Here is a 25,009-nt window from a genome sequence, read left to right as displayed (position 1 = left end):
CAAAAAGTGCCTTTGCGGAACAGATAGGTATGTTGGGCAAAGGCACTTTTAAAAGGTCGAATTATTAAGACCGTTGGGCAGTACTGACTGATGGGAAGGCCTTCGATTAAAATTCACTGGGGGTTGAATGCTGCACTGACCATATCTCGGAACAGCCCCCGCTCCTCTTTCACCGAAGCGTTTTCTCATCTTTTGTTACCAGAGGCACTCAATCAGAGCCTTCTGCTGCCTGCCGGCAGGCAAACTACGAGTTGCGGCCAAAGCTTACGCCTCAGCCGCAACCGGCAGCAATTCACTATTCCATCGTGATTTCCAGTGCCAGACCACGCAATTCGTGGAGCAGCACGTTGAACGACTCGGGGATATTCGGCTTGGGCAGAATGTCGCCTTTTACAATGGCTTCATACGCTTTGGCGCGGCCCACCACGTCGTCCGATTTAATGGTGAGGATTTCCTGCAGCACGTTGGAAGCACCGAAGGCCTCCAGTGCCCACACTTCCATTTCGCCGAAGCGCTGGCCACCGAACTGCGCCTTACCACCCAGCGGCTGCTGCGTGATGAGCGAGTACGGCCCGATGGAACGAGCGTGCATCTTGTCGTCAACCAGGTGACCGAGTTTGAGCATGTAAATCACGCCCACGGTTACCGGCTGGTCGAAACGGTCGCCGCTCAAGCCGTCGTACAGGTACGCACGACCCCAGTCCGGCAGGCCGGCTTCGGTCAGCTCGTGTGCAACTTCATCCTCGGTTGCGCCGTCGAAAATCGGGGTAGCATAGGTGCGACCCATTTTCAGACCAGCCCAGCCCAGTACGGTCTCGTAAATCTGACCGATGTTCATCCGGCTTGGTACACCAAGCGGGTTAAGCACGATGTCCATCGGCGTACCGTCGGGCAGGAAGGGCATGTCCTCATCGCGTACGATGCGGGCTACTACACCTTTGTTACCGTGGCGGCCGGCCATCTTGTCACCCACCTTCAGCTTGCGCTTCTTGGCGATGTAAACCTTAGCCAACTGCACGATGCCAGCGGGCAGCTCATCGCCCACTTCCAGGGTAAAGCGCTGACGCTTGAACTTCGCGGTAATGGTGTTGCGGCGCTTGGCGTAGTTACGCACCAGCTCCAGCACGAGGCCGTTTACGCGGGCATCAGCCGTCCAGCCTTCCAGAATCAGGTCCTTAAACAGGTTCACTTCTTCCGGAACGGCGTAGTTGCTTTCGTCCTTGTACGGGTTCTTCTCGGGGAACATCCCCTCGTTGATGTTCTTGCGGTTGAACTTCACGCCCTTGGAAATCATCTCCTCGCCGAAGCGGTGCTTGATGCCCTGGCTCGTCTTGCCTTCCAGCAATTGCACCAGCTTATCAATCATGATGGCTTTCACGCCACGCAGTTCCTGCGCGTAAGTACCTTTCAGGTCTTCCACTTCCTTCTTCGACTTGGCCCGGAGGTTTTTGTCTTTCTTAGGACGCGAAAAGAGTTTGGTACCGATAACCACACCCTGCAGGGAGGGCGGCGCTTTGAGCGAAGCATCCTTCACATCGCCGGCCTTATCGCCGAAGATGGCGCGGAGCAGCTTCTCTTCCGGCGTGGGGTCTGTCTCGCCTTTCGGCGTGATTTTACCAATCAGGATGTCGCCTTCCTTCACCTCCGCGCCGAGGCGGATGATGCCGTTGTCGTCGAGGTTACGCACAGCTTCTTCGCTCACGTTCGGAATCTCCGAGGTCAGCTCTTCTTCGCCACGCTTGGTCTCGCGCACTTCCAGCTCAAACTCCTCAATGTGAATCGAGGTGAAGATGTCGTCGCGAACCACACGCTCCGAGATGACGATGGCATCCTCGAAGTTGTAGCCCTGCCATGGCATAAATGCCACCTGCATGTTACGGCCCAGGGCGAGTTCGCCCTTGTTGGTACCATAGCCTTCGCAGAGGGCCTGGCCCTTGGTCACCCGCTCGCCGCGCTTCACGAGTGGCGTCAGGTTGAGGCAGGTATCCTGGTTGGTGCGACGGAACTTGATGAGGTCGTAAGTAATACGCTCAGCATCGAAGCTCACCATGATGTCGTCCTCCGTGAGGTCGTACTTCACCACGATTTTGTTGGCGTCCACGTAGTCAATCACGCCCTCGCCTTCCGACATAATCAGCGTACGCGAGTCGCTTGCGATACGTGCTTCCAGACCCGTGCCCACAATCGGAGCTTCGGGACGGAGCAACGGCACCGCCTGGCGCTGCATGTTCGAGCCCATGAGCGCACGGTTGGCGTCATCGTGCTCCAGGAACGGAATCAGCGAAGCAGCTACCGATACAATCTGGTTCGGGGCCACGTCCATGTAGGAGTACTCCGAGGGATTAACTACCGGGAAGTCACCTTCAAAACGGCCTTTCACCAGCTCCTGGGTCAGGTTACCGCCCTCATCCAGCAGGGAGTTGGCCTGTGCGATGTGGTGGGTATCCTCTTCCTCAGCAGTCAGGAATTTCACATTAGGGCTCATGTCCACCTTGCCGCCTTTCACGTCGCGGTAAGGGGTTTCGATAAAGCCCATTGCGTTCACGCGGGCGTGCACGCACAGCGACGAAATCAGACCAATGTTAGGTCCTTCCGGCGTTTCGATGGTGCAAAGACGACCGTAGTGCGTGTAGTGTACGTCACGTACTTCGAAGCCAGCGCGCTCGCGCGACAGACCTCCCGGCCCGAGTGCCGATACGCGACGCTTGTGCGTCACCTCGGCCAGCGGGTTCGTCTGGTCCATGAACTGCGACAGCTGGTTCGTACCGAAGAACGAGTTGATAACGCTGGACAGCGTCCGGGCATTAATCAGGTCAACCGGCTTGAAGTCCTCGTTGTCGCGCACGTTCATGCGCTCCTTAATGGTACGTGCCATGCGGGCCAGACCCACGCCGAACTGAGCGTAGAGCTGCTCGCCCACGGTACGCACGCGACGGTTGCTCAAGTGGTCAATGTCATCGACAATGGCCTTCGAGTTACTCAAGCCAATCAGATATTTCACAATCAAGACAATGTCCTGATTGGTCAGCACCCGTGACTCCTGGTCCATGCCAATCTGGAGCTTCTTATTAATCCGGTAGCGGCCTACCTCTCCGAGGTCGTAGCGCTTGTCCGAGAAAAACAGCTTCTGGATGATATCACGGGCAGTTTCTTCGTCAGGAGCCTCCGTGTTCCGGAGCTGACGGTAAATCTGCTCAACAGCTTCCTTCTCCGAGTTGGAGTTGTCCTTCTGCAACGTGTTGTAAATGATTGCGAAATCCGCAATGTTCACGTTCTCGCGGTGCAGAATAACCGACTTCGCGCCGGCCTCCAGAATCACGTCGATATCCGCTTCCTCAATCGTGGCATCGCGCTCCAGCAACACTTCGTTGCGGTCAATCGATACAACTTCGCCGGTGTCTTCGTCCACGAAGTCTTCCGTCCAGGTGCGGAGCACCCGGGCAGCCAGCTTGCGACCAACGGCTTTCTTGAGGTTTTTCTTGTCGGACTTCACTTCCTCCGACAGCCCGAACAGGTCGAGAATGTCTTTGTCGGTGCCATAGCCGATGGCGCGCAGCAGCGTCGTCACCGGGAATTTCTTCTTGCGGTCGATGTACGCGTACATCACGTTGTTCACGTCCGTGGCAAATTCAATCCACGAGCCTTTGAACGGGATAATCCGGGCCGAATACAGCTTGGTACCGTTCGTGTGCTTGCTCTGGGCGAAGAATACGCCCGGCGAGCGGTGCAGCTGCGATACGATAACGCGCTCGGCACCGTTGATAACGAACGAACCCTTTACGGTCATATAAGGGATGTTCCCGAGGAACACCTCCTGCTCAATCGTTTCGAAGTCCTCGTTGTCCTTATCATTGCAAACCAGACGGAGCTTTGCTTTCAGCGGAACTGAATAAGTCAAACCACGGTCAATGCATTCGTCGACCGAATATTTCGGTGGGTCAACGTGATAGTCGATAAAGGTCAGTACGAAGTTTTCGCGCGAATCCGAAATTGGGAAGTTCTCAGCAAACACTTTGAACAATCCTTCGTTAGAACGACGCTCAGCAGCAGTTTCCAACTGAAAGAATTCCTGGAACGAGCGAACCTGCACGTCCAAAAAGTCCGGGTACTCGATAACCTTCTTAATCTTGGCGAAATTGATTCGCGCGTCGGCGGCCTTTTTGAGCGCGGCCGTCTTTGCTTTCGGTGTAGCCAATGCGATGGGGATTATAAGATGGACACAGAAGCGTAAAAAAGGAAGCCGCAATAGCGACTTGTCAGCGGTACAACGCACTCCCTAACTATCTATGCAACAAGATAGTTAGCTGACATAACAAAAGCGCGAACTGGGTGGCTCGCGCGGTTGACACGCTACAAACAGGAAAAGACCTGGCTAAGTTGCCAGGTCTATCCTTATTCGAAGCGGGTCCGGAGATGCTTCAGGAGCAGAAACTACTTAACTTCTACTTCAGCACCGGCTTCCTCGAGCTGCTTCTTCAGCGACTCAGCCTCGTCCTTGGTTACGCCTTCTTTCACGGCCTTAGGAGCACCGTCAACCAGCTCTTTGGCTTCCTTCAGGCCAAGGCCGGTCAGGTCTTTCACCAGCTTCACAACAGCGAGTTTAGCGCCGCCGGCAGCCTTCAGGATAACGTCGAACGACGTCTTCTCCTCGGGAGCCTCGTCAGCGGCAGCAGCGCCACCACCGGCCATCATTACGGGAGCAGCAGCAGCGGGCTCGATGCCGTACTCGTCCTTCAGGATGGTTGCCAATTCGTTTACTTCTTTCACCGTCAGGTTTACAAGCTGCTCAGCGAATGCTTTCAAATCTGCCATTTCTGTAGATTGTTAAAAAAAATGTGTTGTTGAAAATTTGATTAGGGGGGCGAAAAAGCAGCTAATTAAGCGGCCTCTTTTTCGCTGAGGGTTTTGAGGATGCCGGCCAGTTTGTTGCCACCGCTCTGAAGAGCCGAGATAACATTTTTAGCGGGCGACTGGAGCAGACCGATGAGTTCACCGAGCAGTTCCTGCTTGCCTTTGAGGGTCGTAAGACCTTCGAGCTGGTCGGAGCCGATGTAGATGCTAGCATCCACATAAGCGCCTTTCAGCACGGGCTTGGGCGTTACGTTGCGGCCGTAAGCCTGCGATTTGTAGAAGTCACGCAGCATCTTGGCAGGAGCCGAGCCGCTCTCCGTAGAGAATAGTACGCCCGACTGGCCTTTCAGTGCGGAGTTCATCTCCGACGTATCGTGGCCGAGGGTATCCAGCGCTTTCCGGATAAAGGTATTTTTGTACACCTTGTATTCCAGACCGCGGGTGAACGCCATACGACGGAAGTCGTTGATTTTCGCCACCGACATTACCGAAGCATCGACAATGTAGAACGAGTTGTGCGATTGCATTTTTCCGCTCAACTCATCCACGAGGGTTTGTTTTTCTTCCCGAGTCATGTTTGGTTGGGTTAATTAGCTAGCGGAATTTACTTGGCTGTCCACCGGAACAGCGGGCGACATCGTGCTGCTGAGCGTGATGCTCTTGATGTAGGTACCTTTCGAAGACGACGGCTTCAGGCGACCCAACGTCTGGATTACCTCCAGGGCGTTTTCGGCCAGCATGCTTGGGTCGAACGATACTTTACCCACGGAGCAGTGAATGATACCGGTTTTGTCAACTTTGAAGTCGATTTTACCAGCCTTCACTTCCTGCACCGCCTTAGCGACGTCGGTCGTAACGGTGCCCGACTTCGGGTTCGGCATCAGACCACGGGGGCCGAGCACACGGCCCAGGCGACCTACCTTAGCCATTACGGCGGGCATGGTGATGATTACGTCGATGTCGGTCCAGCCTTTCTCGATTTTAGCGATATAGTCGTCCAGACCAACGAAGTCGGCGCCGGCGGCGAGGGCTTCGGCCTCCTTGTCGGGAGTAACCAAGGCCAGAACGCGAACGGTTTTGCCGGTGCCGTGGGGCAGGGTAGCCACGCCACGAACCATCTGGTCCGCTTTGCGAGGGTCCACACCGAGGCGAACGTCAATATCTACTGAAGCATCGAACTTGGTGTAGGTAATATCCTTCACCACGATTGCGGCTTCCACGAGGCTGCGCATTTGCGTCAGGTCGTGTTTGGCAAGGGCTTCCTTGCGCTTTTTGCTTACTTGTGCCATGTGTAGGTTCTCCGTTTAATTATTCAGCAAAAGGAGAAGTGCCACTGATGGTGATACCCATGCTGCGGGCCGTACCAGCCACCGACTTCATCGCCGACTCCACCTTAAAGGCGTTCAAGTCAACCATTTTCGTTTCGGCAATGGTACGTACTTGGTCCCACGTCACGGAGCCAACCTTGTTCCGGTTCGGCTCTTTCGAACCGCTCTGAATCTTAGCTGCTTCCATGAGCAACACCGGAGCCGGTGCCGTCTTCACCACGAAGTCGAACGACTTATCGGTGTACATGGTGATAAGTACAGGACAAATCTGGCCGGCTTTATCTTGGGTGCGAGCATTGAACTGCTTGCAAAACTCCATGATATTCAAGCCTTTGCTACCAAGTGCAGGTCCTACCGGCGGCGATGGGTTCGCTGAGCCTCCCTTTATCTGCAGACGCAGATAACCTCTGATTTCTTTGGCCATTTGATTGTATTGGCTGTGGCGCCTGCGTCGTAACTCGCGCTTGCCTCAGTTTAGTAAACTCCTTGTTTGGAAGCCCCGCCGACCCGGAGCAATTAGCCGGCGTGGTGTTTTTATATGAATCAGTTAGAACGTCATGCTGAGCGAAGCCGAAGCATATCGTGTGTGTTACTAACTAAATCGTCAGACGATGCGAGCGCGATGCCTCGGCTTCGCTCGGCATGACGTTCTATATTTCTTTTTCTACCTGAGTATAGCTGAGTTCTACCGGCTGCGAGCGGCCGAAGATTTTCACAACTACGTTCAGCTTCTTACGCTCTTCAAATACTTCATCCACATTACCGGAGAAGCCATTGAAGGGGCCATCTACCACTTTCACGAGTTCGCCCACTACGTAAGGCTTGTCGAGGGCGGCATCAACCTGCTGTTCGGCTTCATCCACGATACCGAGAATACGGTTCACTTCGGTGATGTGCAGCGGGACGGGCTTGTTGTTCGAAGCGTCCTTCTTGTCCTTGTCGCCAAGGAAACCAATCACGCCGGGCGTGCTGGTGATGATGTGGTCAACTTCACCGTGGCTGAGGTCAGCGTGGATGATGATGTAGCCGGGGTAGAGGTTCCGCTCGCGGACGCGCTTCTTGCCGTTGCGCATCTCAAACACCTTCTCTACCGGAATCAGTACCTGCGGCACAAGCTCGGTCAGGCTATGCCGGCCGAGCTCTGTTTCGAGGTAGTTTTTGGCTTTCTTTTCCTGGCCGCTCACAGAGCGGACCACGTACCATTTCAATTCGCCCATCTTGACTGTTGATTAGCGAAACGAGTTATAAAACGCTTTAAGTACCGACTCAAAGCTGATATCCATGACGCCTACCACAATGGCAAAAACCAGCGAACCAATCAGCACGAGGCCGGCGCTTTTCTGCAGTTCCGTCGTCGTGGGCCACGTTACATTGTAACGCATCTCCTCGATGGTGGTGCGAAAATAATTGCTCAGTTTGTCCATTGGTTGAAGAAATAACAGCGTTGCCGCTGATGACGACATGGAGCGGGCCAACTGACCCAGATTGCACGAGTGGAGAGATTCGAACTCCCGTCAAAGGTTTTGGAGACCCGTATGCTACCGCTGCACCACACTCGTTTATTGGCATTCCCGCAAAGCGCATTTCGCTAAAGGGAGTGCAAAGGTAAGAGAAACAGAAGAGAAAACAAATATTTGCTTCTGTTTCAGCGTAAAAAAGCCGCCCCCGAAGAAGTCGAGAGCGGCTTTTATTACTGATTAAGCCGGAGCTTAGTCGAGAACTTCGGTTACCTGACCGGCACCTACCGTGCGGCCACCCTCACGGATAGCGAAACGGAGGCCTTTCTCCATCGCCACCTTGTTGATGAGCTCAACGGTGATGGTGATGTTGTCGCCGGGCATTACCATTTCAACGCCCTCGGGGAGGGTGATGATGCCGGTAACATCGGTGGTACGCAGGTAGAACTGCGGACGGTAGTTATTGAAGAACGGCGTGTGACGGCCACCTTCCTCTTTCGAGAGAACGTAAACTTCAGCCTTGAACTTCTGGTGAGGAGTTACCGAACCGGGCTTGCAGATAACCATGCCGCGACGGATGGCTTCTTTTTCAATACCACGGAGCAGCAGACCTACGTTGTCACCAGCTTCGCCACGGTCGAGGATTTTGCGGAACATTTCCACACCCGTAACAGTCGACTTCAGGCCGGCAACAGCGCCCATACCCAGAATATCAACTTGCTCACCCGAGTTGATGATACCGCGCTCGATACGACCGGTGGCAACAGTGCCACGGCCGGTAATCGAGAATACGTCCTCAACAGGCATCAGAAAGGGCAGGTCAGTCAGACGAGCAGGAATCGGAATGAACGAGTCAACCGCGTCCATCAGCTCTTCGATTTTGGGAACCCAGTTGGCATCGCCGTTCAGGCCGCCGAGGGCCGAACCCTGGATAACCGGAATGTTGTCGCCGTCGAAGTCGTAGAACGAGAGCAACTCACGGATTTCCATTTCCACCAGCTCGAGGAGCTCGGGGTCATCCACCATGTCTACTTTGTTCATGAACACCACCAGCTGGGGAACACCTACCTGACGGGCGAGCAGGATGTGCTCACGGGTCTGGGGCATTGGGCCGTCGGTGGCAGCTACCACGAGGATAGCACCGTCCATCTGGGCAGCACCGGTTACCATGTTCTTCACATAGTCAGCGTGACCGGGGCAGTCAACGTGAGCGTAGTGACGGAGAACCGTCGAGTACTCTACGTGCGAGGTGTTGATGGTGATACCACGCTCTTTCTCTTCGGGGGCGTTGTCAATCGAACCGAAATCACGCTTCTCTGCCAAGCCTTTGCCGGCCAGCACCTGCGTGATAGCAGCAGTCAGAGTGGTCTTGCCGTGGTCGACGTGACCGATGGTACCGATGTTTACGTGCGGCTTGGACCGGTCGAAATTTTCTTTAGCCATTGTAAAGAGTAAAAAAGAGGTGGTGAAGTGAATTTGAAGGTAAAATCGGAACCTACACGAAGAAAGCGAGACTCAGCCCCTACTGAAATAGAAAACTGTGCGTCGCTTGCCTGAGAGAACCGAGCCAGCAACCGGAATAATTCCGATTTGCTGGACTTGTGTAATAATCTGAGCCATTTATGGGATTTGAACCCATGACCTCTTCCTTACCAAGGAAGTGCTCTACCACTGAGCTAAAACGGCTTATTCTGAAAAATGAGCGGGAGACGAGGTTCGAACCCGCGACCTGCAGCTTGGAAGGCTGCCGCTCTACCAGCTGAGCTACTCCCGCAGAAGGGAGTTAAGAGTTAAAAGTATAAAGTTAGGAGTTAAAATCTCTTAACTTTTAACTCCTAACTTTTAACTCAAAATGGTGGGGGTAACAGGACTCGAACCTATGAACCCGAAGGAGGTGAGTTACAGTCACCCGCAATTGCCACTATGCGATACCCCCATTTTTGGTGCTGCCCGGCCGATTGCCGGGTGGCGTAACCCCTTATGTTTCGCTGCTACCGTAGTAGTAGTGTTTCGTAAGGAGTCGCAAAATTAGAGGTTTTTTGACACAAGGCAAGGGGTAGCGCAAAAAAAGGTTGTTCTTTTTTTGCGCTATTCACGGAAGTTGCTTTTACATAAGGTTATAAAATGCCTTCAGTCGGTCGTCAGTTTCCTTCTCGCGGATGTTTTGGAGGGTGGCTTTGAGGCTGGGCATGGATGGAAGCAGGAGCGCGAGGCTCTTGTAGGCACCTAAACGGATTTCGTAGCGTGGGGAATTTCGGGCATAGTCTTCGAGAATCTTGACGCCTTTATCGCGCTCTACGGGCGGAATGTGGGCCATGAAAGTGCCGAAAGACTGGAAGTAGGCGTAGAGGTCGGCTTCGGTGACATCGGGCAGGCGGCGCAGAAACCAGGGGTATTGATCGAGGCCGCCGTTGAGGGCGTAGTAGCTGGCGATAGCGACAAGGAGCGGGCTGCTCGTGGTGTTTTCGATGGAGGCGACCTGCTGTTGCGTGGTAGGCTCGGGACTTTTGGCGAGGACCACAAGCGCGGCGGCGGCTACCAGGGCAGAGCTGTCGCCGACGGCTTTCTCATAAATAGCGCCATAATTACCATCGGGGAAGGTGGCCAGGGTGGTGATGGCCTGGGCCCGGACGCGGGAAGCGGGGTCGGCGGCGAGGCGTTGGATGTCTTTGCGCATCCCGGCGGGCTCGGGGCCGCGGTAGCGGCGGAGGTGGTCGAGAGCGAGGCGGCGCACGTTCCAGAATTTATCGTTGAGGGCGTTGCGGAGCAGGCTGCTCACGGCCATCTGGTCGGTTTTATTCTGGAGCAGATCTAACACTTCCGACTTCTGCTGGTAGCTCTGGGCGTGGTAGAACTGAAAGACCAACTCATCGGTGGTACGTTCTTCGTCGAACTGGGCCAGAAGCTGGCTTTCGCTATCGAACTTAACGAAAACCGGCTTCTGACCGGCAGGTAGCTGGAAGGTCTGGTCGGCTTTGGTGACGGTGATGTGGTGTTCGGTGGGCTGGTTGCTACCGGTCCAGACGGCGACGGTGACGGGCAGGCGGTAGACGGGCTGGAACAGGGTATCCTGCGTTTGCTGCACGCGCAGGGCTACCTGGCCGTTGGCGTAGCTGTGGGTGATGCGGAGCTCGGGGTGGCCGCGTCTGAGGAACCACTGGTTGAAGAACCACATCAGGTCCTCGCCGGTAGTTTCTTCGAAAGCGGTGCGCAGCTTGGAGATTTCGACGGCTGAGAGTTTGTTCTGGGTCAGGTAGCGGTTAAGGGAAGCGAAGAATGCCTCGTCGCCCACGTATTTGCGCAGCATGTGGAGCACGCGGCCGCCTTTATCGTAAGAATGCCGGTCAAGCATGTCTTCGCGGTTGTTGTAGCGGTAGCGGATGAGGGGCTCGCGCTTGCTCTGGGCCTCTTCGAGGTAGTTATTGATTTTGATTTCCTGCACGAGGCCGGCTTCGTCAGCCCCATACTTGTGCTCGGCCCAGAGGTATTCGGAATAGTCGGCGAAGGACTCGTTGAGGGGGAGGTTGGCCCAGCTTTCGCAGGTCACATAATCGCCGAACCACTGGTGGAACAGCTCGTGGGCTATCACAAACTCGCTGGTCTGGAAATTGGAATCGAGCAATTCGCGCCTGGAGGCCTGCACGAAGCTGCCGAAGGTGGAAGCCGTGGTATTCTCCATGGCCCCGCTTACGTAGTCGCGCACGGCCACTTGGGCGTATTTTTCCCATGGGTACTCCACACCCAGCTTTTTGGAGAAAAAGTCCAGCATCTCGGGCGTGTGGCCGAAGACGGCGCGGGCGGTGCCGGCGTATTTGGGCTCCACGTAATAGTCGACGGGCTTACCGTGCCAGGAGTCGCTTACGACGGCAAAGTCGCCCACCACCATTGTGGCCAGGTAGGGCGCGTGGGGCGCGCTCAGCTTCCAGGTATCGGTGCGGGTGCCGTCGGGGTTGGCGTGGGAGGCCGTGAGCAGGCCGTTGGAAAGCGTTTTGAACTGCTTTTCCACGGTCATGCTAATTTCCTGGGTCATCCGCTGGTTGGGCTTATCGATGGTGGGAAACCAGCAGGAACTGGACTCCGTCTCGCCCTGGGTCCAGATTTGGCGGGGCTTATTCTTCTCCAGGCTCAGCGGGTTGATGAAGTACAGGCCCTTGTCGTTGGTGATGGCGGCGGAACCGCCCTGCAGCAGCTCGTTGGGCTTTGCTAGGTACACGATGCGCACCTGATAGGGCGTGTTGCGCGGGTACGGGTGGTCGAGCGCGATGACGAGCTTGCGACGGTTGTAGTTATAGGTGAGGCTTTTATTCTTCTTTTCACCAACTAACTCTACTTTCTGCACATCGAAACCCTTGGCATCGAGCACCACTTCTCCCTGCGGATAGAAATGCGAGCGCAACGTGAGAATGGCCGTGCCCAGCAAGTATTGCTTTTTGTAATCGAAACGAACATCAAGCTTCGTGTCCACGACATCGGTGAGGATGGTGGCGGCGGGCTGGATGGATGCTTCTGAAGGCAGCCAGGACGGTACGACAAGACCGGCCGACGTGGTAGCGGGCGGCGGTTCGGGCGCGATTTTTTTGTGAATGGGGGCTTTAATGGGCAACTTGCCCGAGCCAGACGTGCCCCTTTGGGCAACCGCCATAAATTGTGCGAACAACAACAGGCTGGTAAGGCCCGGAACCAGATACTTCATGCCAGCAGCAACAGGCGAAAAACGCCTCAATTTCTGAATTAATTTGAGATTTGGGCTACCTTTAACACCGCTTTCCCCCCACCCCATCCGCTTTCGATGTTCCAAATCAGCACCGCCCCCGACCAAGTCTGGGAAGTAGACTATCGCGCCACCGACGCTATCACGCTCAATAGCCAGCCGTTGGCCTGGGATGTAGCGGATTTGGGCGAAGGACGATTTCATGTGCTTTACGAAGGTCGCTCTTACAATGCAGAAGTTGTCGAAATTGACTACGCCACCAAAAACATTGTGCTGAAGCTGAACGGCCAGCGCGTGGTGATGCAAGCCAAAGACCGGTTCGACCTGCTGCTTGAGCGCCTGGGCATGAGCAATGCCGCCGTAGCCAAAGTAAACGAGCTGAAAGCCCCCATGCCCGGCCTCATCGTAGACATTCGGGTGACGCCCGGCCAGACCGTGCAGAAGGGCGACCCGCTGCTGGTGCTGGAGGCCATGAAAATGGAAAACATTCTGAAAGCGCCCGCCGACGGCACGGTGAGCAACCTGAAAGTGAACCTGCGCGACAACGTGCAGAAAGGCCAGGTGCTGGTGCAGTTTTCGTAGTTCTTAGTCTTTCATTTTATTTCATCCCTCATGAATATCGACGAAAGATTCAAGCAGCTGGAAAATGTAATGGTCGAAATGCTGCGCAAGCAAGACCGTACGGTTGAAGAACTCGCTCGTATGCGAGAAGGACAGAGCGAGCTGAATACTAAAATAGTGCGCGTCGAAAACCGCATCGAACGCGTGGAAGGAAAGTTGGAAGACGTAAGTCGCAACGTGTTGGAGCTACGCCGGGACACGGAAAAATTTCAGCAGGAAACAACAGCTGGCTTGACTCAAATTATCGATTTAATTCGCGGCCTTAAATAGAAGGCTTGCCTGAAAACCACGAAATTGAAATACAATCGCATTCTCCTCAAGCTCAGCGGCGAAGCGCTGATGGGCCAGCAGCAGTACGGCATCGACGCCGAACGGCTGATGCAGTACGCCTCCGAAATTAAAAGCGTGGCCGCAACGGGCGTGCAGGTGGCCGTCGTGATTGGCGGTGGCAATATTTACCGGGGCGTGCAGGCCGAAGCCTTCGGTCTCGACCGCGTGCAGGGCGACTACATGGGCATGCTGGCCACGGTCATCAACTCGATGGCCCTGCAAAGCGCCCTGGAGAAGCTGGAAGTGAGCACGCGCCTGCTCTCCGGCCTCACCATTCAGCGGGTGTGCGAGCCGTATATCCGGCGGCGCGCGGTGCGGCACCTGGAAAAGGGCCGCGTGGTGATTTTCGGGGCTGGTATCGGCTCGCCTTATTTCACTACGGACTCGGCAGCCTCGCTGCGGGCCATTGAGATTGAGGCCGACGTGGTACTGAAAGGCACACGGGTGGACGGCATTTATACGGCCGACCCGGAGAAGGACCCCACGGCCACGCGCTACCCCGAAATCACTTTTGACGAGGTGCTGAGCAAGAATCTGAACGTGATGGACATGACGGCCTTCACACTTTGCAAGGAAAATAACCTGCCCATCATCGTGTTCGACATGAACACCCCGGGCAACCTGGAGCGTCTGCTGAACGGCGAGGCCATGGGCACGCTGGTGAGCGCCGGCGGTACCGGCCGCGATGGCCGCAAGCCCCTCATCGACCCCGCCCAAAGCCTGTTGCAGCCGCTGGTGGGCAACCAGCCGGAGCAAGCTTAAGAAATTTTGAATGTTGAGTTTTGAGGGTTGAATGATTATTTCGGCCTCAACTCAACGTCATTCAACATTCAACCCTCAAAATTCAACCCTTCTAACGAGATGGACGAAGAAATTCAGTTTTACCTTGATGAGCTTGCCGAATCGATGAGCAAGGCTTTGGCGCATGTAAACGTTGAAATGAGCCGCATTCGGGCGGGCAGGGCCTCACCGGCGATGCTCGATGGCCTGCGCGTGGATTACTACGGTACCCCCACGCCCGTGAGCCAGATTGCGAACATTACCGCACCCGATGCGCGCTCGCTCCTCATCAAGCCCTGGGAAAAAAACATGGTGAGCGAGGTAGCTAAAGCAATCAAAAACAGTGACCTGGGCCTGAACCCAGTATCGGATGCAGATGGAGTACGCCTCAACATTCCGGCCATGACCGAGGAGCGCCGCCGCGATTTGGTGAAGCAGGCCAAGAACGAATCGGAAGCCGGTAAGGTGCGGGTGCGGGGCATCCGCAAGGATGTGAACGAGAGCCTGCGCAAGCTGCTAAAAGAAGGCGCTTCGGAAGATGCCGTGAAGAGCGCCGAAGAGAAGGTGCAGAAAACGACGGATAATTATATTGCAGAGGTTGAAAAGACGCTCAGCAGGAAGGAATCCGAGATTATGACCATCTGATTTGGCCTTTTAATGACGAAGAAGCCTGGCGAATTATCGTCAGGCTTTTTTGTGGGTCGTAATTCTCGCAGAGGCTCGCAGTGGCTATGCGGAGGTGCGCGGAGGCTGGAGCGCCTCTTCGACGGCGGCGGGTACCAGGTAGCGGATGCTGTGGCCCTGGCGCAGGCTTTCGCGGATGTAGGTAGCCGAGATGTCGAGCAGCGGCGCGGTCATGACTTGCACGCGGGGAAAGGGCGCTAAATCGGGAATGGGCGAGCCGGAACGGGGATATACGTAGATATCGACTTCCGAAAGCAGACGGGCCGCCTCCTGCCAGCGCGGCAGACCGGGGAGATTGTCGCTGCCCATGAGGAGCACGAAATCGCGCGTGGGGTGGCGCTGACGCAGGGCGTCGAGCGTGGCGATGGTATAGCTGGGGCGGGGCAGGCCAAATTCGATGTCCTCGGCGCGCAGGCGGGGGTTATCGGCGATGGCGCGCTGCACGAGGCGGAGGCGCTGGGTATCGGGCAGCAGGTCGGCAGCGGCTTTGAAGGGGTTGTGGGGCGTGACGACGAGCCAGACTTCAGCTAAATCGGTGCGTGTGGCAAAATGTTCGGCCAGGATGAGATGGCCGGTGTGCACGGGATTGAACGAGCCAAATAGCAGGCCGATGCGGGAAGAAACTCTCATCCTGAGCGGTGCGAAGGACCTTATCACATGATAATACCCGACGCAGCGAACGTGATAAGGTCCTTCGCACGCTCAGGATGACAGCCTTTATTCAGCTAGACGATGGCGGGCTCGCCGCTGATGAACTGGCGCACCAGCTTTTCGGCGTGGTCGGAGGCTTCGTCGAGGTTATCGTTGACGACGGTCACGTCGAATCGGTTTTCGAAGCCAAGCTCAAAATTAGCCTTGTACACCCGCGAAGAAATGCTGGATTGTGAGTCGGTAGCCCGAGCCTGCAGGCGCTGCTCCAAAACCTCGATGGACGGCGGACGGACGAAAATAGCCAGCGCCCGGTCCTTATAGAACTCCTTGATGCTGAGGCCACCCTTCACGTCAACATCGAGAATGGCATGCTTGCCGCCTTCCCAGATGCGTTCGATTTCGGACTTCAAGGTGCCGTAGAAAGCGCCCTCATACACTTCCTCCCACTCCACGAACTCGTCGTTGCTGATTTTATCCTGAAAATCCTGAACGGAGATAAAATGGTAGTCCTTGCCTTGCACTTCGGCCCGGCCGCGACGGTCGCGGGTGCAGGCAGAAATGGAAAAGCTAAGTTCCGGCAACCGGTCCATGAGGCGGTGCACGATGGTAGTTTTGCCAGCGCCCGAGGGGGCCGAAAACACAATGATTTTGCCTTGCATCGCACAAAGCTACCGGTATTAGGCCATTTGCGCACCTACGCGAGCCAAAATGGCATCGTGCAGGGTGGCCGGGATGGGCTGCCGGGTTACGCGCTGGTTCAGAAAACCGATAAATACGCGCTGCTTCTCGATGTCGTCGAAGCAAGGCGAGCAGTCCGTGGCGTTGTCGAAGAGGTAATCTTCGTCCTCGGCGGTCAGGGGCTGGCCTTCGATGAGTTGTTCTAGTACAGTGTTCACTCGTTCGCAGTCGGGGCCATTAGCCAAAATGGGGGCCGACGTATTGGTTTCTTTAGTAGCGGATTGGTTCATAATTGAAAATGTAGGAAAGGGGTGAGGAGCAATGCAGTACAAGGCCGGGAATAATGCGCCCTTGTTGAAGACGTTAATTATTCTCGGCCTCGGTTAGTTCCGTTTCATCGTCTATTGCATCATTGCCATATCCCATTGACTGGGCGTATTTCTCCAGCTTATCCTTAAGAAAATTGCGGGCGCGGTGCAGCCGTGAACGCACCGTACCTATCGGAATATCAAGCACTTTAGCCATTTCCTCGTAGGTAAACCCTTCGAGGTCGCAGAGGATGATGACGGTACGAAAATCGACCGGCAAAGAATTTAGCGCGCTGGCAACTTCGTCGCCGATGAGGTCGCGGGTCGACTGCTGGCGCATGTCGGACGAAGAAGCGCCAATTTCGCCTTCGGCCTCCACATCGTCGGGGTTGTAATAGCCCTCAATTTCGCTGTAATCGACCTTGGCGGGCTGCTTGCTTTTCTTACGGAAGTCGTTGATAAACGAATTCTTAAGAATGCGGAATAGCCAAGCCTTGGCATTGGTACCGGCCTCGAAATACTCGAAAAAACGGTACGCCTTGAGGTAGGTTTCCTGCACCAAATCGTTGGCATCATCCTCATCGAGGGTGAGGCGGTAGGCAAAGTTGTAGAGCGGGTCGAGCACAGGCATTAGCTCGGCCTGAAAACGCCGGTCTTTTTCCTCTTTGCTCAGTTTAAGCCGTTCGGGAGAATCGCTCATACACGTGGGCGGGGGAAATTGCAGGCCGAAACCTACGAAGGAATAGGGGATTATGACAATAGAAGCAGGTGAGGCAGCAACTCGACAGTGGGGCTGACCGGGTTAATCCATGCCAATAACCGCTCATTGTGCGACGCTACCCGCAGCCCGGAAAGACCAAAAGTAGCGCAACGCAACGTGCGGCGCATTGCCCGATGTACGGATTGCATCGGCTGCTAGGTTGCGATATGGCAAACAAGCAGCAAATTAACTAGACGAATCAGCCATTGTTCGTCGCCATATAGCATTTATTGCTCGACCAGTAGCGGCGCCCACGCGGCCACCCGCGCCGCCGCCGCCGCCGCCGCAATGGCTCGGATGCAAGTACAGGCGGCAGGCTGCTGGCGGCAGTCGTCACAATTCGGCTTGTCGAAGACCATGAATTCGGCGTACGGGCCCAATGGGGCCCAGCGGCCGGGGTGCATGGGCCGGATGGGCGGGTACAAGCCCAGCGCGTGGCGGCCCAGCGCGGCGGCCAGATGCAGCGGGCCGGTGCTGCCGGCCACAAGGCCATCGGCGGCGGCAATGAAGGCGATGAACTGCGGCAGGCTGAGCCGGCCAGTGAGGTCGGCAGTGAGGAAGGCGGCATTTTCCTGAAGCCAGGGGGCCAGCTCCTCCCCTTCCGCAGCTGTGCCGGTGATGAAGACGCGGTGGCCGGCGCGGTGCAGCAGCTTGGCGAGCTGGGCGAAGTTATCGAGGCCCCACTCGCGGGCGCTGCCCCGGCTGCGCGGGTGCAGGATGACGTTGAGCTGGCCGGGCTGGCGCTGCTGGAGCAGCTCCTGGAGCGGCGGGGCCAGCGGCTCGGTGGCGCGCAGACGCACCAGCTGGGCCACTTCCTCTGTGGTGGGCGTGGAAGTATCACCGAGGGGCTCCAGCAGCTTCACATTTAGCTGGGCTTCGTGCAGAGGAGAGTGGCGGCGGCTGAGGGCGATGAGCTGGTTGCAGGTGAGCCAGTGCTGCCAGCGGTTGCGGGTGCCGATGCGCAGCGGGATTCTGGCCTTCTGGGCGAGGCGGGCCAGAATTTTATTGGGGAAGACGTGGATGATGGCAGCGGCGGCGTAGGCGCGCAAGGTTTCGAGCTGAGCCGTTACGGATTCTTTAAGCAGCTCATCCATGTTCAGGAAATCATCGACCCACGGGCAGGCAGCGGCCATGGGCGCGGTGTAGGTGCGGCCGATGAGCACCACCCGGCAGCCGGGAAACAGCTGCTTGAGCCGGCCACAAACCGGCAGGGTGAGCACCACATCGCCAATGGCGTCGGTGCGGGAGACGAGGAAGGTGAAGGTTTTTTCCGGGCTCATGCTTCGGCTTGTTCGGTGCGGGTTTTCAGCTTGGCGAATTTCAGGAACACGCCCCAGGCCGAGATGCCGGCGATGCACAGGCCGGCAAAGCCATCGAGGAAACCAAGGCGAAAGAAGTAGCCGTGCACGAATTTCCAGAGCGGCTTGAGCAGCAGGTGAAACAGGCTGACGTGGGTACGACCACGCAGGGCCAATTCCTGGGCCGTGATGCTGGTGAACTTGTTGAGCTGGCTGACGTGCTGCGCAATGCTGTGGTAGCTGTAGTGCAGGGCATCGCCGGCGAGTGGGCCGGTAGTCTGGCCGGGGTTTACCTCAAATTTCTCGTGCAGGAGCAGGCCGGTCCAGCGGCCCAGGCGGCGGTCGTAGAGGCGCAACTTGCGGTCGGGGTACCAGCCGCCGTGGCGCACCCAGTGGCCGCAGTAGTTGGTGAGGCGGGCCAGCGAGTAGGCGGCGTGCTGCCAGTCGGCCTTAACGGCGCGGATGGACTGGCGCAGCTCGTCGGTGAGGACTTCGTCGGCATCGAGCTGGAGTACATGGTCGAATTTCGCCTGGCTGGTGGCGTAGTTTTTCTGTTCGACGTAGCCGGCGAAGGCGTGCTGGATAACGCGACCCCCGTGCTGGCGGCAGATTTCCACAGTAGCATCGGTAGAGAAGGAATCGACCACGAGCACGTCGTCGGCCACGTCGCCCAGGGCCTGGAGGCAGCGGGCAATATTGGCCGCTTCGTTGAAGGTGATGATAACGACAGAGAGAGGGATGGGCATGGGCGGGCAAATATCCGGCGTTTTTGTTGACTGAAGCATGGACCGTTTTTGCAATATTTTCGTACCGCAACCCACCGGGCGTGCGTAACTTGCACCCGAATTCGTTTCTCAACACATGAAAAAAACGCTCCTCCCCGGCCTGTTGGCCGCTGCTCTGCTGTCGCTCACGCTGCCTTCGTGCGGCCCTTCTGCCGCCGAGGGCGACGATGACGTAGCCACCACCGCCCTGCCCCCGCTGCCCGCTGCCCCCGACACCACCCAGGGTGCCAAGCAGCCCGAGCAGATGCGCGAATTGAACTCTGTGAACGCCACGGAAGATATCAAGAAAATGCAGCCGCAGATGTAGACCACGGATTGGCTCGGATTTTAGCGAATTTGGCTACGCCGACCTTCGGTTCACGGATTTTGTGGACGCTGACCTTCGGTTGGGGGCGCGCTGACTCGGGCCATTCATTAGGTTTTCTGCTTTTAATTGATTGGGCCGTTACTGCTGAGGCGGTAGCGGCCCAATTTCTTTTTCTTCTGATTTAATTACCATGGAAAATAACATTGTGCTGCGCCGGGGCGTGGAAGCCGATTTGCCGCAGGTGCTGGGCCTGATTCAGGAGCTGGCCGAATATGAGAAAGCACCGGAGGCCGTGACCAACACGCTGGTGGCCATGCAGCGCGATGGGTTTGGGCCGGACCCCATCTTCGGCTTTTTCGTACTGGAAAATGAGAGGGCCGAAATCATCGGGCTGGCGCTGTTTTACACGGCCTACTCTACCTGGAAGGGCCGGATGCTATACCTCGAAGACCTAGTGGTGACGGAGGCGGGCCGGCGCGGCGGCCTGGGCCGGCTGTTATTCGATGCCGTGGTGGCCGAAGCCCGCGCCACCGGCGCCGTGCGGATGAAATGGCAGGTACTGAACTGGAATGAGCCCGCCATCGGCTTTTACAAAAAGCTGGGCGCGACCATTGAGGACGAATGGCTAAATGGCAACCTGGACGAGGCCCAGCTAGGGCGCTACGAGGTGGCGGCGGTGGCCACGGCTGCAGCCGCACCGGCTACGGGGCGCAGCTTGTAGCTGCTGTAGCGGCAAAGGCTGGCGGTTATCCTCAACAACCTACAGCCGGGTGAACTTCTGGCTGCCAGTGCGGCCTTGCGCATCCTGCCAGCGCAATACATACAGGCCGGGCTGCGTAGCGGGCAGATTTAGGGTGAGTACGTTCAGGCCAACAGGTACGCTGAGGGCGGTGGCCATGATGCGGCGGCCCAGCATGTCATACACCCAGAAAATTACCGTGCCATCGGCGGAGGCAGGGTATTGGAGGCGTAGCCGGGAGTCCGTCACCGGGTTGGGGAAGATGCTGACGCTGGCGCTTTCCGAGCTTATGACTACGGGAGCAGCGTTGTCGAGTGAGCCATCGGGACGCTGCAGGCGGAGGCGGTAGTAGTGCAGGCCGGTGAGCGGCTGGGCATCTACGTACTGGTACTGGCTGGCGGGGGGGCGCGGGGCGATGGTGGCCAGCGGCGTCCAAGCGATGGTATCGCCGCTCAGGCTGCGCTCCACCACGAAGCGGCTCAGGAAGCACTCGTCGCGGGTGGCCCAGCTGAGAGTGGCGCCGGTGCCGGCAGTGTACTGCCCGGTGAGGCCGGTGAGGGGAGCGGGCAGCAGGGCCGGGCCGCTGCAGCCCAGGTTGCGAAAGCTGCGCACCCGCAGCACCTGCCGCCCACCGGCCACTTCGCTGAGGGGGTTCAACGAACGGGTGGTTTGACCAAGCGCCAGGGCGTAGTGCATGATGGCGCGGGGCAGGTTGAGGTGGTTGAGCTGCTGGGCGTGGCCCAGCTCGTGCACGGCCACCGACTCAAAATCGACCTGGTTGATGGCGGCCGGCAACGGACCAAACTGGAAGGGCGAGGCATCGTCGAACTGCATATCGATTTCCTTCACCCAGAATATTACCTCGCCATTCGGCGCGTAGCAGCCTTTATAGTAGCTGGTGGTGCGGCCCAGAACGCGGGCGGGCAGCTCGGCACCCTGGTCGAAGGCAACGACGTTCTGGCCGTCGTCGGCGATGGTGTTGGTGGCGCTGGCGGGGCCCACTTCCCAGTTCATGCCCGTCTGGCAGCGCCAGGTGGCCAGGGCGCGCTGCCAAGCCGCAGCCGGCGTGGCCGTGAAGTTGGGCCCGAAGCGGAAGGTGATGCCCCCGGTGGCATTGAGGGCAATGTGGTTCGGGCGCTGGAGCAGCTTGCCATCGGTGCTCTCCACGTTGGTGAGGGCGTAGACGATGGTAACGGCACTACTGCTTTCGACATTGAGCTGGTCGGAAGTGGTGATGCGCACCGGGCCGGAGCCGGCAGGGTGGCCGCTGCTCACCGGGCTGCCACCGCTGGCCGTGGAAGGCACCCGCACCTGAATCTGGTTGTTGGTCCAGCTGAGGTAATCGTCGTCGCGGGCTTTCACGCGGGTCGCACCGCCATCGTCGGCATTCCTGAATTCAACAAAGCCACTGCCCCGGGTGCTGCCAAAGCCGTCGCCGGTGATGGTGAGCACCGCCCCGGTACCCGCCGTGAGGCTGGTGGGTGCAAAGCCCGCAATGGTAGGGGCCGCCGTGCCCCGCTGCGCGGGCGCCGCCGCCTGGGCCAGCGCCGGGTTGGCCTGCAACACCTGGCGCGCCTGCCCCGTGAGCTGAGCTATTTCCTGATAAAAGCCCGCATCCAGCGCCTTGTAAACACGAAAGGGCTCGGAGGCGGTGCCCTCAGTGGGGTTGAATTGGATGAAACCCTGCTCGCTGCCCACTGGGGTGAAGGCGGCGGGGCCAACGACCGGAAGGCCCGGCCAGGGCGCGGGCATCAGGAAGAAAACGCCCTGCTGGCCGGGCGTGAGCTGCAGGGTATTGGTCAGGATTTGCTGGTCGAGCCCCAGCCGGCCGCCTTCGGTGAGGACGGTGAGGCCGGTGGTATCGGCTACCGGGCCTTTCAGCAGCGAAAAGACCCGTAGCCGGTGCCGGGTGAAGAGGTGCCGGTGGCCGGCATCCCAGAAGCTGCGGGCGTCGAGTACCTGCGCTTCAACTACCAGGGCCGACTGCCGGGCGCGGCGGGCCGGCTCCAGGGGCAGCATCAGGCAGCGGGTTTCGGCGGGCACCGGGGCCTGGGCCAGTGCCGGGCCGGCTCCCGCTATCAGCAGCCCCAATGCACTCGCCCACTTGCGGCTCACGAAACGAAGAAATGGTAGTGCAGCAGGCATAAGCAAGGAAAAAAACGAGTGCTGCCGAAGATACGGCAAACCGGGATGAAGGGCCTTAGTGCCTGGCCCAACAAGTTGGCTGCCGGCTGTTCGGATGGCAGCTTAGTACCCGCGCCGGGCTTCGGCCAGCTCGCGGGCGAACCGGTGGTTCTGGCGGTACTGGCGCACATCGCGCCAGATGACGCCCACAAACACGTTGAGGCGGTAGCTGAAGTACATGCCGTCGAAATCGTCCTCATAATCAACTTCAAGCACCGATTTGCGGTAGCCCACGCTGCCGCTCACCCCCACCCAGCGAAACGGCTTGACCAGGATGGAAAGCCCGGCCTCGACGGGCACAAACAGGCCCCGGTGGTCGGTAGTGGTGGAGCCGCTTTGGTTGGTAATGGTGTAGTGGCTGCGGCCCAGGCCCACTTCCAGCGGCAGGCTGATTTCGAGCCAGGGCCGCTGGAAGAAAATATAGCTCACGTTGGGCGTGAAGTACGTGAGGCCGAGCTGAGGCGTGAGGGTATCGGTGATTTTCTTGGTACGCTTGCCGTTTCGGTATTGGTAGATATAGAGCGCGGCATAGTCACGGCTGAGGGTGTAGCCGCCCAGGCCCAACCGCCAGCGCCGGCCGGGCAGCAGCACCCCGGCATTGACCCCAATGATGTGCACGGCCGACGACTGCACGAAGGACTCGCGGTTATCGAGCGAAATCACAAAGCCCACCCGGCGGCGCGGGGCCACGGGGGCCGGGCAAGGCGGTCCCGCCTCCGTGGCTCCGGCCGAATCGGCGGCGGGCCGGGTCTGGGCGGCTCCCACCAAGGCATTCAGCAGCAGGGCAACCAGCAAGCTGGCCCCGATGTAACGAGTCATAGTAAAGTAGTAGCAGTGGCGCAATCGGGCTAAAGCTAAGCCATTAACGTGAGCTACGCATGATAGCCGACAACAAAGACAGAGGCCGGCGCTGGCAGTTTAACTAGCCGGGCTGGCTGGCGCGGACTGGGGCAGCCACTGGGGCGAGCCGCCGGCCACGGCGGGCCAGCCGTCGGCAGTGTAGTCCAGGCGGGCCAGAATGAGCACGCGGCGCGAGTAGCCCTCCGAATCGTCGATGGCGTCGAAGGTGGGCTGGCGGGGGTCGATGGCGTGGCAGGCCAGCCAGTCCTGGCCGGCGGCATCGGTCACCACGCAGTTGTGGCCGGGGGCATGCCAGTGGGCATTGGCGGCAAGCAAGGCGGCGTGGGGATTGGCGGTGGCGGCGGCGTAGGTTTCGAAGGGGCCGGTGGCGTGGCGGGCGCGGGCCACCAGCACGGCGTAGTGGGCGTGCGGGCCGCAGCAGTTGTCCCCCGAAAAAAACAGGTAGTACCAGCCGGCGCGGTAGTGCACCCAGGCCCCTTCGATGAGGCGGTGGTAGTTGGCGGGGTCGTCGGAAGCGCTGGGGTGCAGCACGGCCACGGCCTCGCTGCCGGGGGCGAAGCGCAGGCGGTCGGGGGCCAGCTCGCGCACCCAGATGGGGCCGAACCCCGAGCCCCAGTACAGCAGCCGCCGGCCGGTGGCAGGGTCATCAAACGCCATGGGGTCGATGCAGGTGAAGCCGGGGCCGGGCAACATGGGCCGGGCACAGTCTACGAACGGGCCAGCGGGCGCATCGGCCACGGCCACGGCCAGGCTGAAGTAGTCGGCGCCATCGGGCCGGGACGAGTAGTACAGATAATAGCGCCCGCCGTGCTCGCTCACGTGCGGAGCCCATATTTTCTGGCTTTCGGTGGCCCAGACGGGCTTTTCGGGCAGGCCTTCGCCGAGGTATTCCCAAGCCACCAAATCGCGGGAGCGGGCCACTTGCAGGTTGATAATGAGGCCGGCGCGCTTGGTTTGGGTACCATAGGCGTAGTACCAGCCATCGGCGGCGCGAATAATGGTGGGGTCCGGAAAGTTGTCGTCGAGGACGGGATTGGTGAACATGGCGGCTTTAATTAAGAGTTAAGAGTTTCAATCATAACGTTCCTCGTAACTCTTAACTCTTAATTCCTAACTCCCCTATTGCTCCCGCTGCTGCTGCAGCCACAGGTAGGCCGAGGCAACATCATCGAAAGTGCCTACTGATGGGGTAGTGATGGGATATATCCGCTCTTCGGTGGCGTGGCGGGCCTGTAGGCTTAGGGGCAGCACCCAGGCAAAGTAGCGCAGGCCGGCGGTCTGCATCTCTTCCAGCCACCGCGCACCCCAGTGAGTGCGTTGCATGTGTACGGCAAGGATATTGGTGCCGTCGGTCAGGATTTTCTGGCAGGGCCACTGGCGCAGGCTGGCCAACATCTGCTCGCAGGCGGCCTGGGCCAGGGAGGCATCGTAGCTGCCGCGCAGGTCCACGTAGAGCCAGCGGTTCGGCTCATCGTGACCGATGAACAGGGTGGGAGAATCGAAAACAGTTTGCATGGATAGGCGGAGCGCGGGGCCGGCAACGACCTTTTGCGCACTCAAAGAACGACACATAAGCCTTCCCGGTCCTGGATTCTGCCTTCTTACTCGCGGGCACAAATACTTTGCCGGCCGCGCATTCATCTGCTGCGGCCGGGCACTAGCTTTGTGGTTCTGCT

25 protein-coding genes and 4 tRNA genes are annotated in these 25,009 nt (G+C 58.1%); 6 read left to right on the top strand and 23 right to left on the bottom strand.

Annotation, left to right across the window (positions count from 1 at the left end):
• Positions 1 to 295: 295 nt before the first annotated feature.
• From rpoB to KQ661_RS06495, 13 genes are all read right to left on the bottom strand, one after another.
• Positions 296 to 4,141, bottom strand: coding sequence for a DNA-directed RNA polymerase subunit beta (gene rpoB / locus KQ661_RS06555; RefSeq protein WP_394369642.1), 3,846 nt, complete (start codon positions 4,139 to 4,141; stop codon positions 296 to 298).
• 290 nt (positions 4,142 to 4,431) lie between these two features.
• Positions 4,432 to 4,812 carry a 50S ribosomal protein L7/L12 gene (rplL, locus tag KQ661_RS06550; RefSeq protein WP_216679900.1) on the bottom strand — a complete coding sequence of 127 codons (381 nt, stop codon included), beginning with the start codon at positions 4,810 to 4,812 and terminating at the stop codon, positions 4,432 to 4,434.
• 65 nt (positions 4,813 to 4,877) lie between these two features.
• Complete coding sequence (rplJ, locus tag KQ661_RS06545; protein WP_216679899.1) at positions 4,878 to 5,426, bottom strand: 50S ribosomal protein L10; 549 nt, start codon at positions 5,424 to 5,426, stop codon at positions 4,878 to 4,880.
• 15 nt (positions 5,427 to 5,441) lie between these two features.
• Positions 5,442 to 6,140, bottom strand: a complete 699-nt coding sequence (gene rplA, locus KQ661_RS06540) for a 50S ribosomal protein L1 (RefSeq protein ID WP_168672193.1) — start codon at positions 6,138 to 6,140, stop codon at positions 5,442 to 5,444.
• 19 nt (positions 6,141 to 6,159) lie between these two features.
• Positions 6,160 to 6,603: a 50S ribosomal protein L11 gene (gene rplK, locus KQ661_RS06535; protein ID WP_216679898.1), complete on the bottom strand. Its 444-nt coding sequence runs from the start codon at positions 6,601 to 6,603 to the stop codon at positions 6,160 to 6,162.
• Positions 6,604 to 6,829: 226 nt separating this feature from the next.
• Positions 6,830 to 7,396 carry a transcription termination/antitermination protein NusG gene (gene nusG, locus KQ661_RS06530; protein WP_216679897.1) on the bottom strand — a complete coding sequence of 189 codons (567 nt, stop codon included), beginning with the start codon at positions 7,394 to 7,396 and terminating at the stop codon, positions 6,830 to 6,832.
• Positions 7,397 to 7,408: 12 nt separating this feature from the next.
• A complete protein-coding gene (secE, locus tag KQ661_RS06525) occupies positions 7,409 to 7,603 on the bottom strand; it encodes a preprotein translocase subunit SecE (RefSeq protein WP_168672196.1) in 195 nt (64 codons plus the stop codon).
• Between the two features lie 64 nt (positions 7,604 to 7,667).
• Positions 7,668 to 7,738: transfer RNA gene (locus tag KQ661_RS06520), tRNA-Trp, on the bottom strand.
• Between the two features lie 150 nt (positions 7,739 to 7,888).
• Complete coding sequence (tuf, locus tag KQ661_RS06515; protein WP_216679896.1) at positions 7,889 to 9,079, bottom strand: elongation factor Tu; 1,191 nt, start codon at positions 9,077 to 9,079, stop codon at positions 7,889 to 7,891.
• 171 nt (positions 9,080 to 9,250) lie between these two features.
• Positions 9,251 to 9,322, bottom strand: a tRNA-Thr gene (locus tag KQ661_RS06510).
• 15 nt (positions 9,323 to 9,337) lie between these two features.
• Positions 9,338 to 9,410, bottom strand: a tRNA-Gly gene (locus KQ661_RS06505).
• Between the two features lie 79 nt (positions 9,411 to 9,489).
• Positions 9,490 to 9,572: transfer RNA gene (locus KQ661_RS06500), tRNA-Tyr, on the bottom strand.
• 171 nt (positions 9,573 to 9,743) lie between these two features.
• Positions 9,744 to 12,278 carry a M1 family metallopeptidase gene (locus tag KQ661_RS06495; RefSeq protein WP_235726937.1) on the bottom strand — a complete coding sequence of 845 codons (2,535 nt, stop codon included), beginning with the start codon at positions 12,276 to 12,278 and terminating at the stop codon, positions 9,744 to 9,746.
• Between the two features lie 147 nt (positions 12,279 to 12,425).
• Between KQ661_RS06495 and KQ661_RS06490 the strand changes: the two genes are divergently transcribed.
• The 4 genes from KQ661_RS06490 to frr all read left to right on the top strand — a co-directional run bounded on the left by KQ661_RS06490 (position 12,426) and on the right by frr (position 14,723).
• Complete coding sequence (locus tag KQ661_RS06490) at positions 12,426 to 12,929, top strand: biotin/lipoyl-containing protein (RefSeq protein WP_216679894.1); 504 nt, start codon at positions 12,426 to 12,428, stop codon at positions 12,927 to 12,929.
• 30 nt (positions 12,930 to 12,959) lie between these two features.
• Positions 12,960 to 13,238 carry a hypothetical protein gene (locus tag KQ661_RS06485; RefSeq protein WP_216679893.1) on the top strand — a complete coding sequence of 93 codons (279 nt, stop codon included), beginning with the start codon at positions 12,960 to 12,962 and terminating at the stop codon, positions 13,236 to 13,238.
• Positions 13,239 to 13,262: 24 nt separating this feature from the next.
• Positions 13,263 to 14,060 (top strand): UMP kinase, encoded by a 798-nt coding sequence (gene pyrH / locus KQ661_RS06480; RefSeq protein WP_216679892.1) that lies wholly within the window; start codon positions 13,263 to 13,265, stop codon positions 14,058 to 14,060.
• Between the two features lie 99 nt (positions 14,061 to 14,159).
• Positions 14,160 to 14,723 carry a ribosome recycling factor gene (gene frr / locus KQ661_RS06475; protein ID WP_168672203.1) on the top strand — a complete coding sequence of 188 codons (564 nt, stop codon included), beginning with the start codon at positions 14,160 to 14,162 and terminating at the stop codon, positions 14,721 to 14,723.
• Between the two features lie 84 nt (positions 14,724 to 14,807).
• On the opposite strand, the gene nadD is transcribed toward frr, so the two are convergent.
• The 6 genes from nadD to KQ661_RS06445 form a co-directional block, all read right to left on the bottom strand.
• On the bottom strand, positions 14,808 to 15,392 hold the full coding sequence (gene nadD / locus KQ661_RS06470) for a nicotinate (nicotinamide) nucleotide adenylyltransferase (RefSeq protein ID WP_216685961.1): 585 nt from the start codon (positions 15,390 to 15,392) through the stop codon (positions 14,808 to 14,810).
• Positions 15,393 to 15,487: 95 nt separating this feature from the next.
• A complete protein-coding gene (gene gmk, locus KQ661_RS06465; RefSeq protein WP_216679890.1) occupies positions 15,488 to 16,072 on the bottom strand; it encodes a guanylate kinase in 585 nt (194 codons plus the stop codon).
• Positions 16,073 to 16,090: 18 nt separating this feature from the next.
• Entirely contained in the window at positions 16,091 to 16,381 is a 291-nt protein-coding gene (locus tag KQ661_RS06460) for a hypothetical protein (protein WP_168672205.1), read from the bottom strand.
• 73 nt (positions 16,382 to 16,454) lie between these two features.
• Positions 16,455 to 17,099: a sigma-70 family RNA polymerase sigma factor gene (locus tag KQ661_RS06455; RefSeq protein ID WP_216679888.1), complete on the bottom strand. Its 645-nt coding sequence runs from the start codon at positions 17,097 to 17,099 to the stop codon at positions 16,455 to 16,457.
• A gap of 287 nt (positions 17,100 to 17,386) precedes the next feature.
• Positions 17,387 to 18,439: a glycosyltransferase family 9 protein gene (locus tag KQ661_RS06450; RefSeq protein ID WP_216685960.1), complete on the bottom strand. Its 1,053-nt coding sequence runs from the start codon at positions 18,437 to 18,439 to the stop codon at positions 17,387 to 17,389.
• Positions 18,436 to 19,203 (bottom strand): glycosyltransferase family 2 protein, encoded by a 768-nt coding sequence (locus tag KQ661_RS06445; RefSeq protein ID WP_216685959.1) that lies wholly within the window; start codon positions 19,201 to 19,203, stop codon positions 18,436 to 18,438. The genes KQ661_RS06450 and KQ661_RS06445 overlap by 4 nt, the downstream gene beginning before the upstream one ends.
• Positions 19,204 to 19,318: 115 nt before the next feature.
• On the opposite strand from KQ661_RS06445, the gene KQ661_RS06440 reads away from it, so the two are divergent.
• Both KQ661_RS06440 and KQ661_RS06435 read left to right on the top strand, forming a co-directional pair.
• The gene (locus tag KQ661_RS06440) at positions 19,319 to 19,549 is read left to right on the top strand and encodes a hypothetical protein (RefSeq protein WP_216679885.1); all 231 of its coding nucleotides are present in this window, start codon (positions 19,319 to 19,321) and stop codon (positions 19,547 to 19,549) included.
• 190 nt (positions 19,550 to 19,739) lie between these two features.
• Positions 19,740 to 20,270 (top strand): GNAT family N-acetyltransferase, encoded by a 531-nt coding sequence (locus tag KQ661_RS06435; RefSeq protein WP_216679884.1) that lies wholly within the window; start codon positions 19,740 to 19,742, stop codon positions 20,268 to 20,270.
• A gap of 39 nt (positions 20,271 to 20,309) precedes the next feature.
• Here the strand turns inward: KQ661_RS06435 and KQ661_RS06430 are convergent, their stop codons facing one another.
• The 4 genes from KQ661_RS06430 to KQ661_RS06415 all read right to left on the bottom strand — a co-directional run bounded on the left by KQ661_RS06430 (position 20,310) and on the right by KQ661_RS06415 (position 24,848).
• On the bottom strand, positions 20,310 to 22,433 hold the full coding sequence (locus tag KQ661_RS06430; protein WP_216685958.1) for a T9SS type A sorting domain-containing protein: 2,124 nt from the start codon (positions 22,431 to 22,433) through the stop codon (positions 20,310 to 20,312).
• Positions 22,434 to 22,535: 102 nt separating this feature from the next.
• On the bottom strand, positions 22,536 to 23,291 hold the full coding sequence (locus KQ661_RS06425; protein ID WP_216679882.1) for a hypothetical protein: 756 nt from the start codon (positions 23,289 to 23,291) through the stop codon (positions 22,536 to 22,538).
• A 99-nt stretch (positions 23,292 to 23,390) separates the two neighbouring features.
• Positions 23,391 to 24,377 carry a glycoside hydrolase family 43 protein gene (locus KQ661_RS06420; protein WP_216685957.1) on the bottom strand — a complete coding sequence of 329 codons (987 nt, stop codon included), beginning with the start codon at positions 24,375 to 24,377 and terminating at the stop codon, positions 23,391 to 23,393.
• A 75-nt stretch (positions 24,378 to 24,452) separates the two neighbouring features.
• Positions 24,453 to 24,848, bottom strand: a complete 396-nt coding sequence (locus KQ661_RS06415) for a hypothetical protein (RefSeq protein WP_216679880.1) — start codon at positions 24,846 to 24,848, stop codon at positions 24,453 to 24,455.
• Positions 24,849 to 25,009 lie beyond the last annotated feature (161 nt).

Source organism: Hymenobacter siberiensis (assembly GCF_018967845.1).
GTDB classification, from domain to species: domain Bacteria; phylum Bacteroidota; class Bacteroidia; order Cytophagales; family Hymenobacteraceae; genus Hymenobacter; species Hymenobacter siberiensis.
The sequence above is the reverse complement of the archived record's forward strand: the minus strand, read 5'-3'. Positions and strand labels throughout refer to the sequence as shown.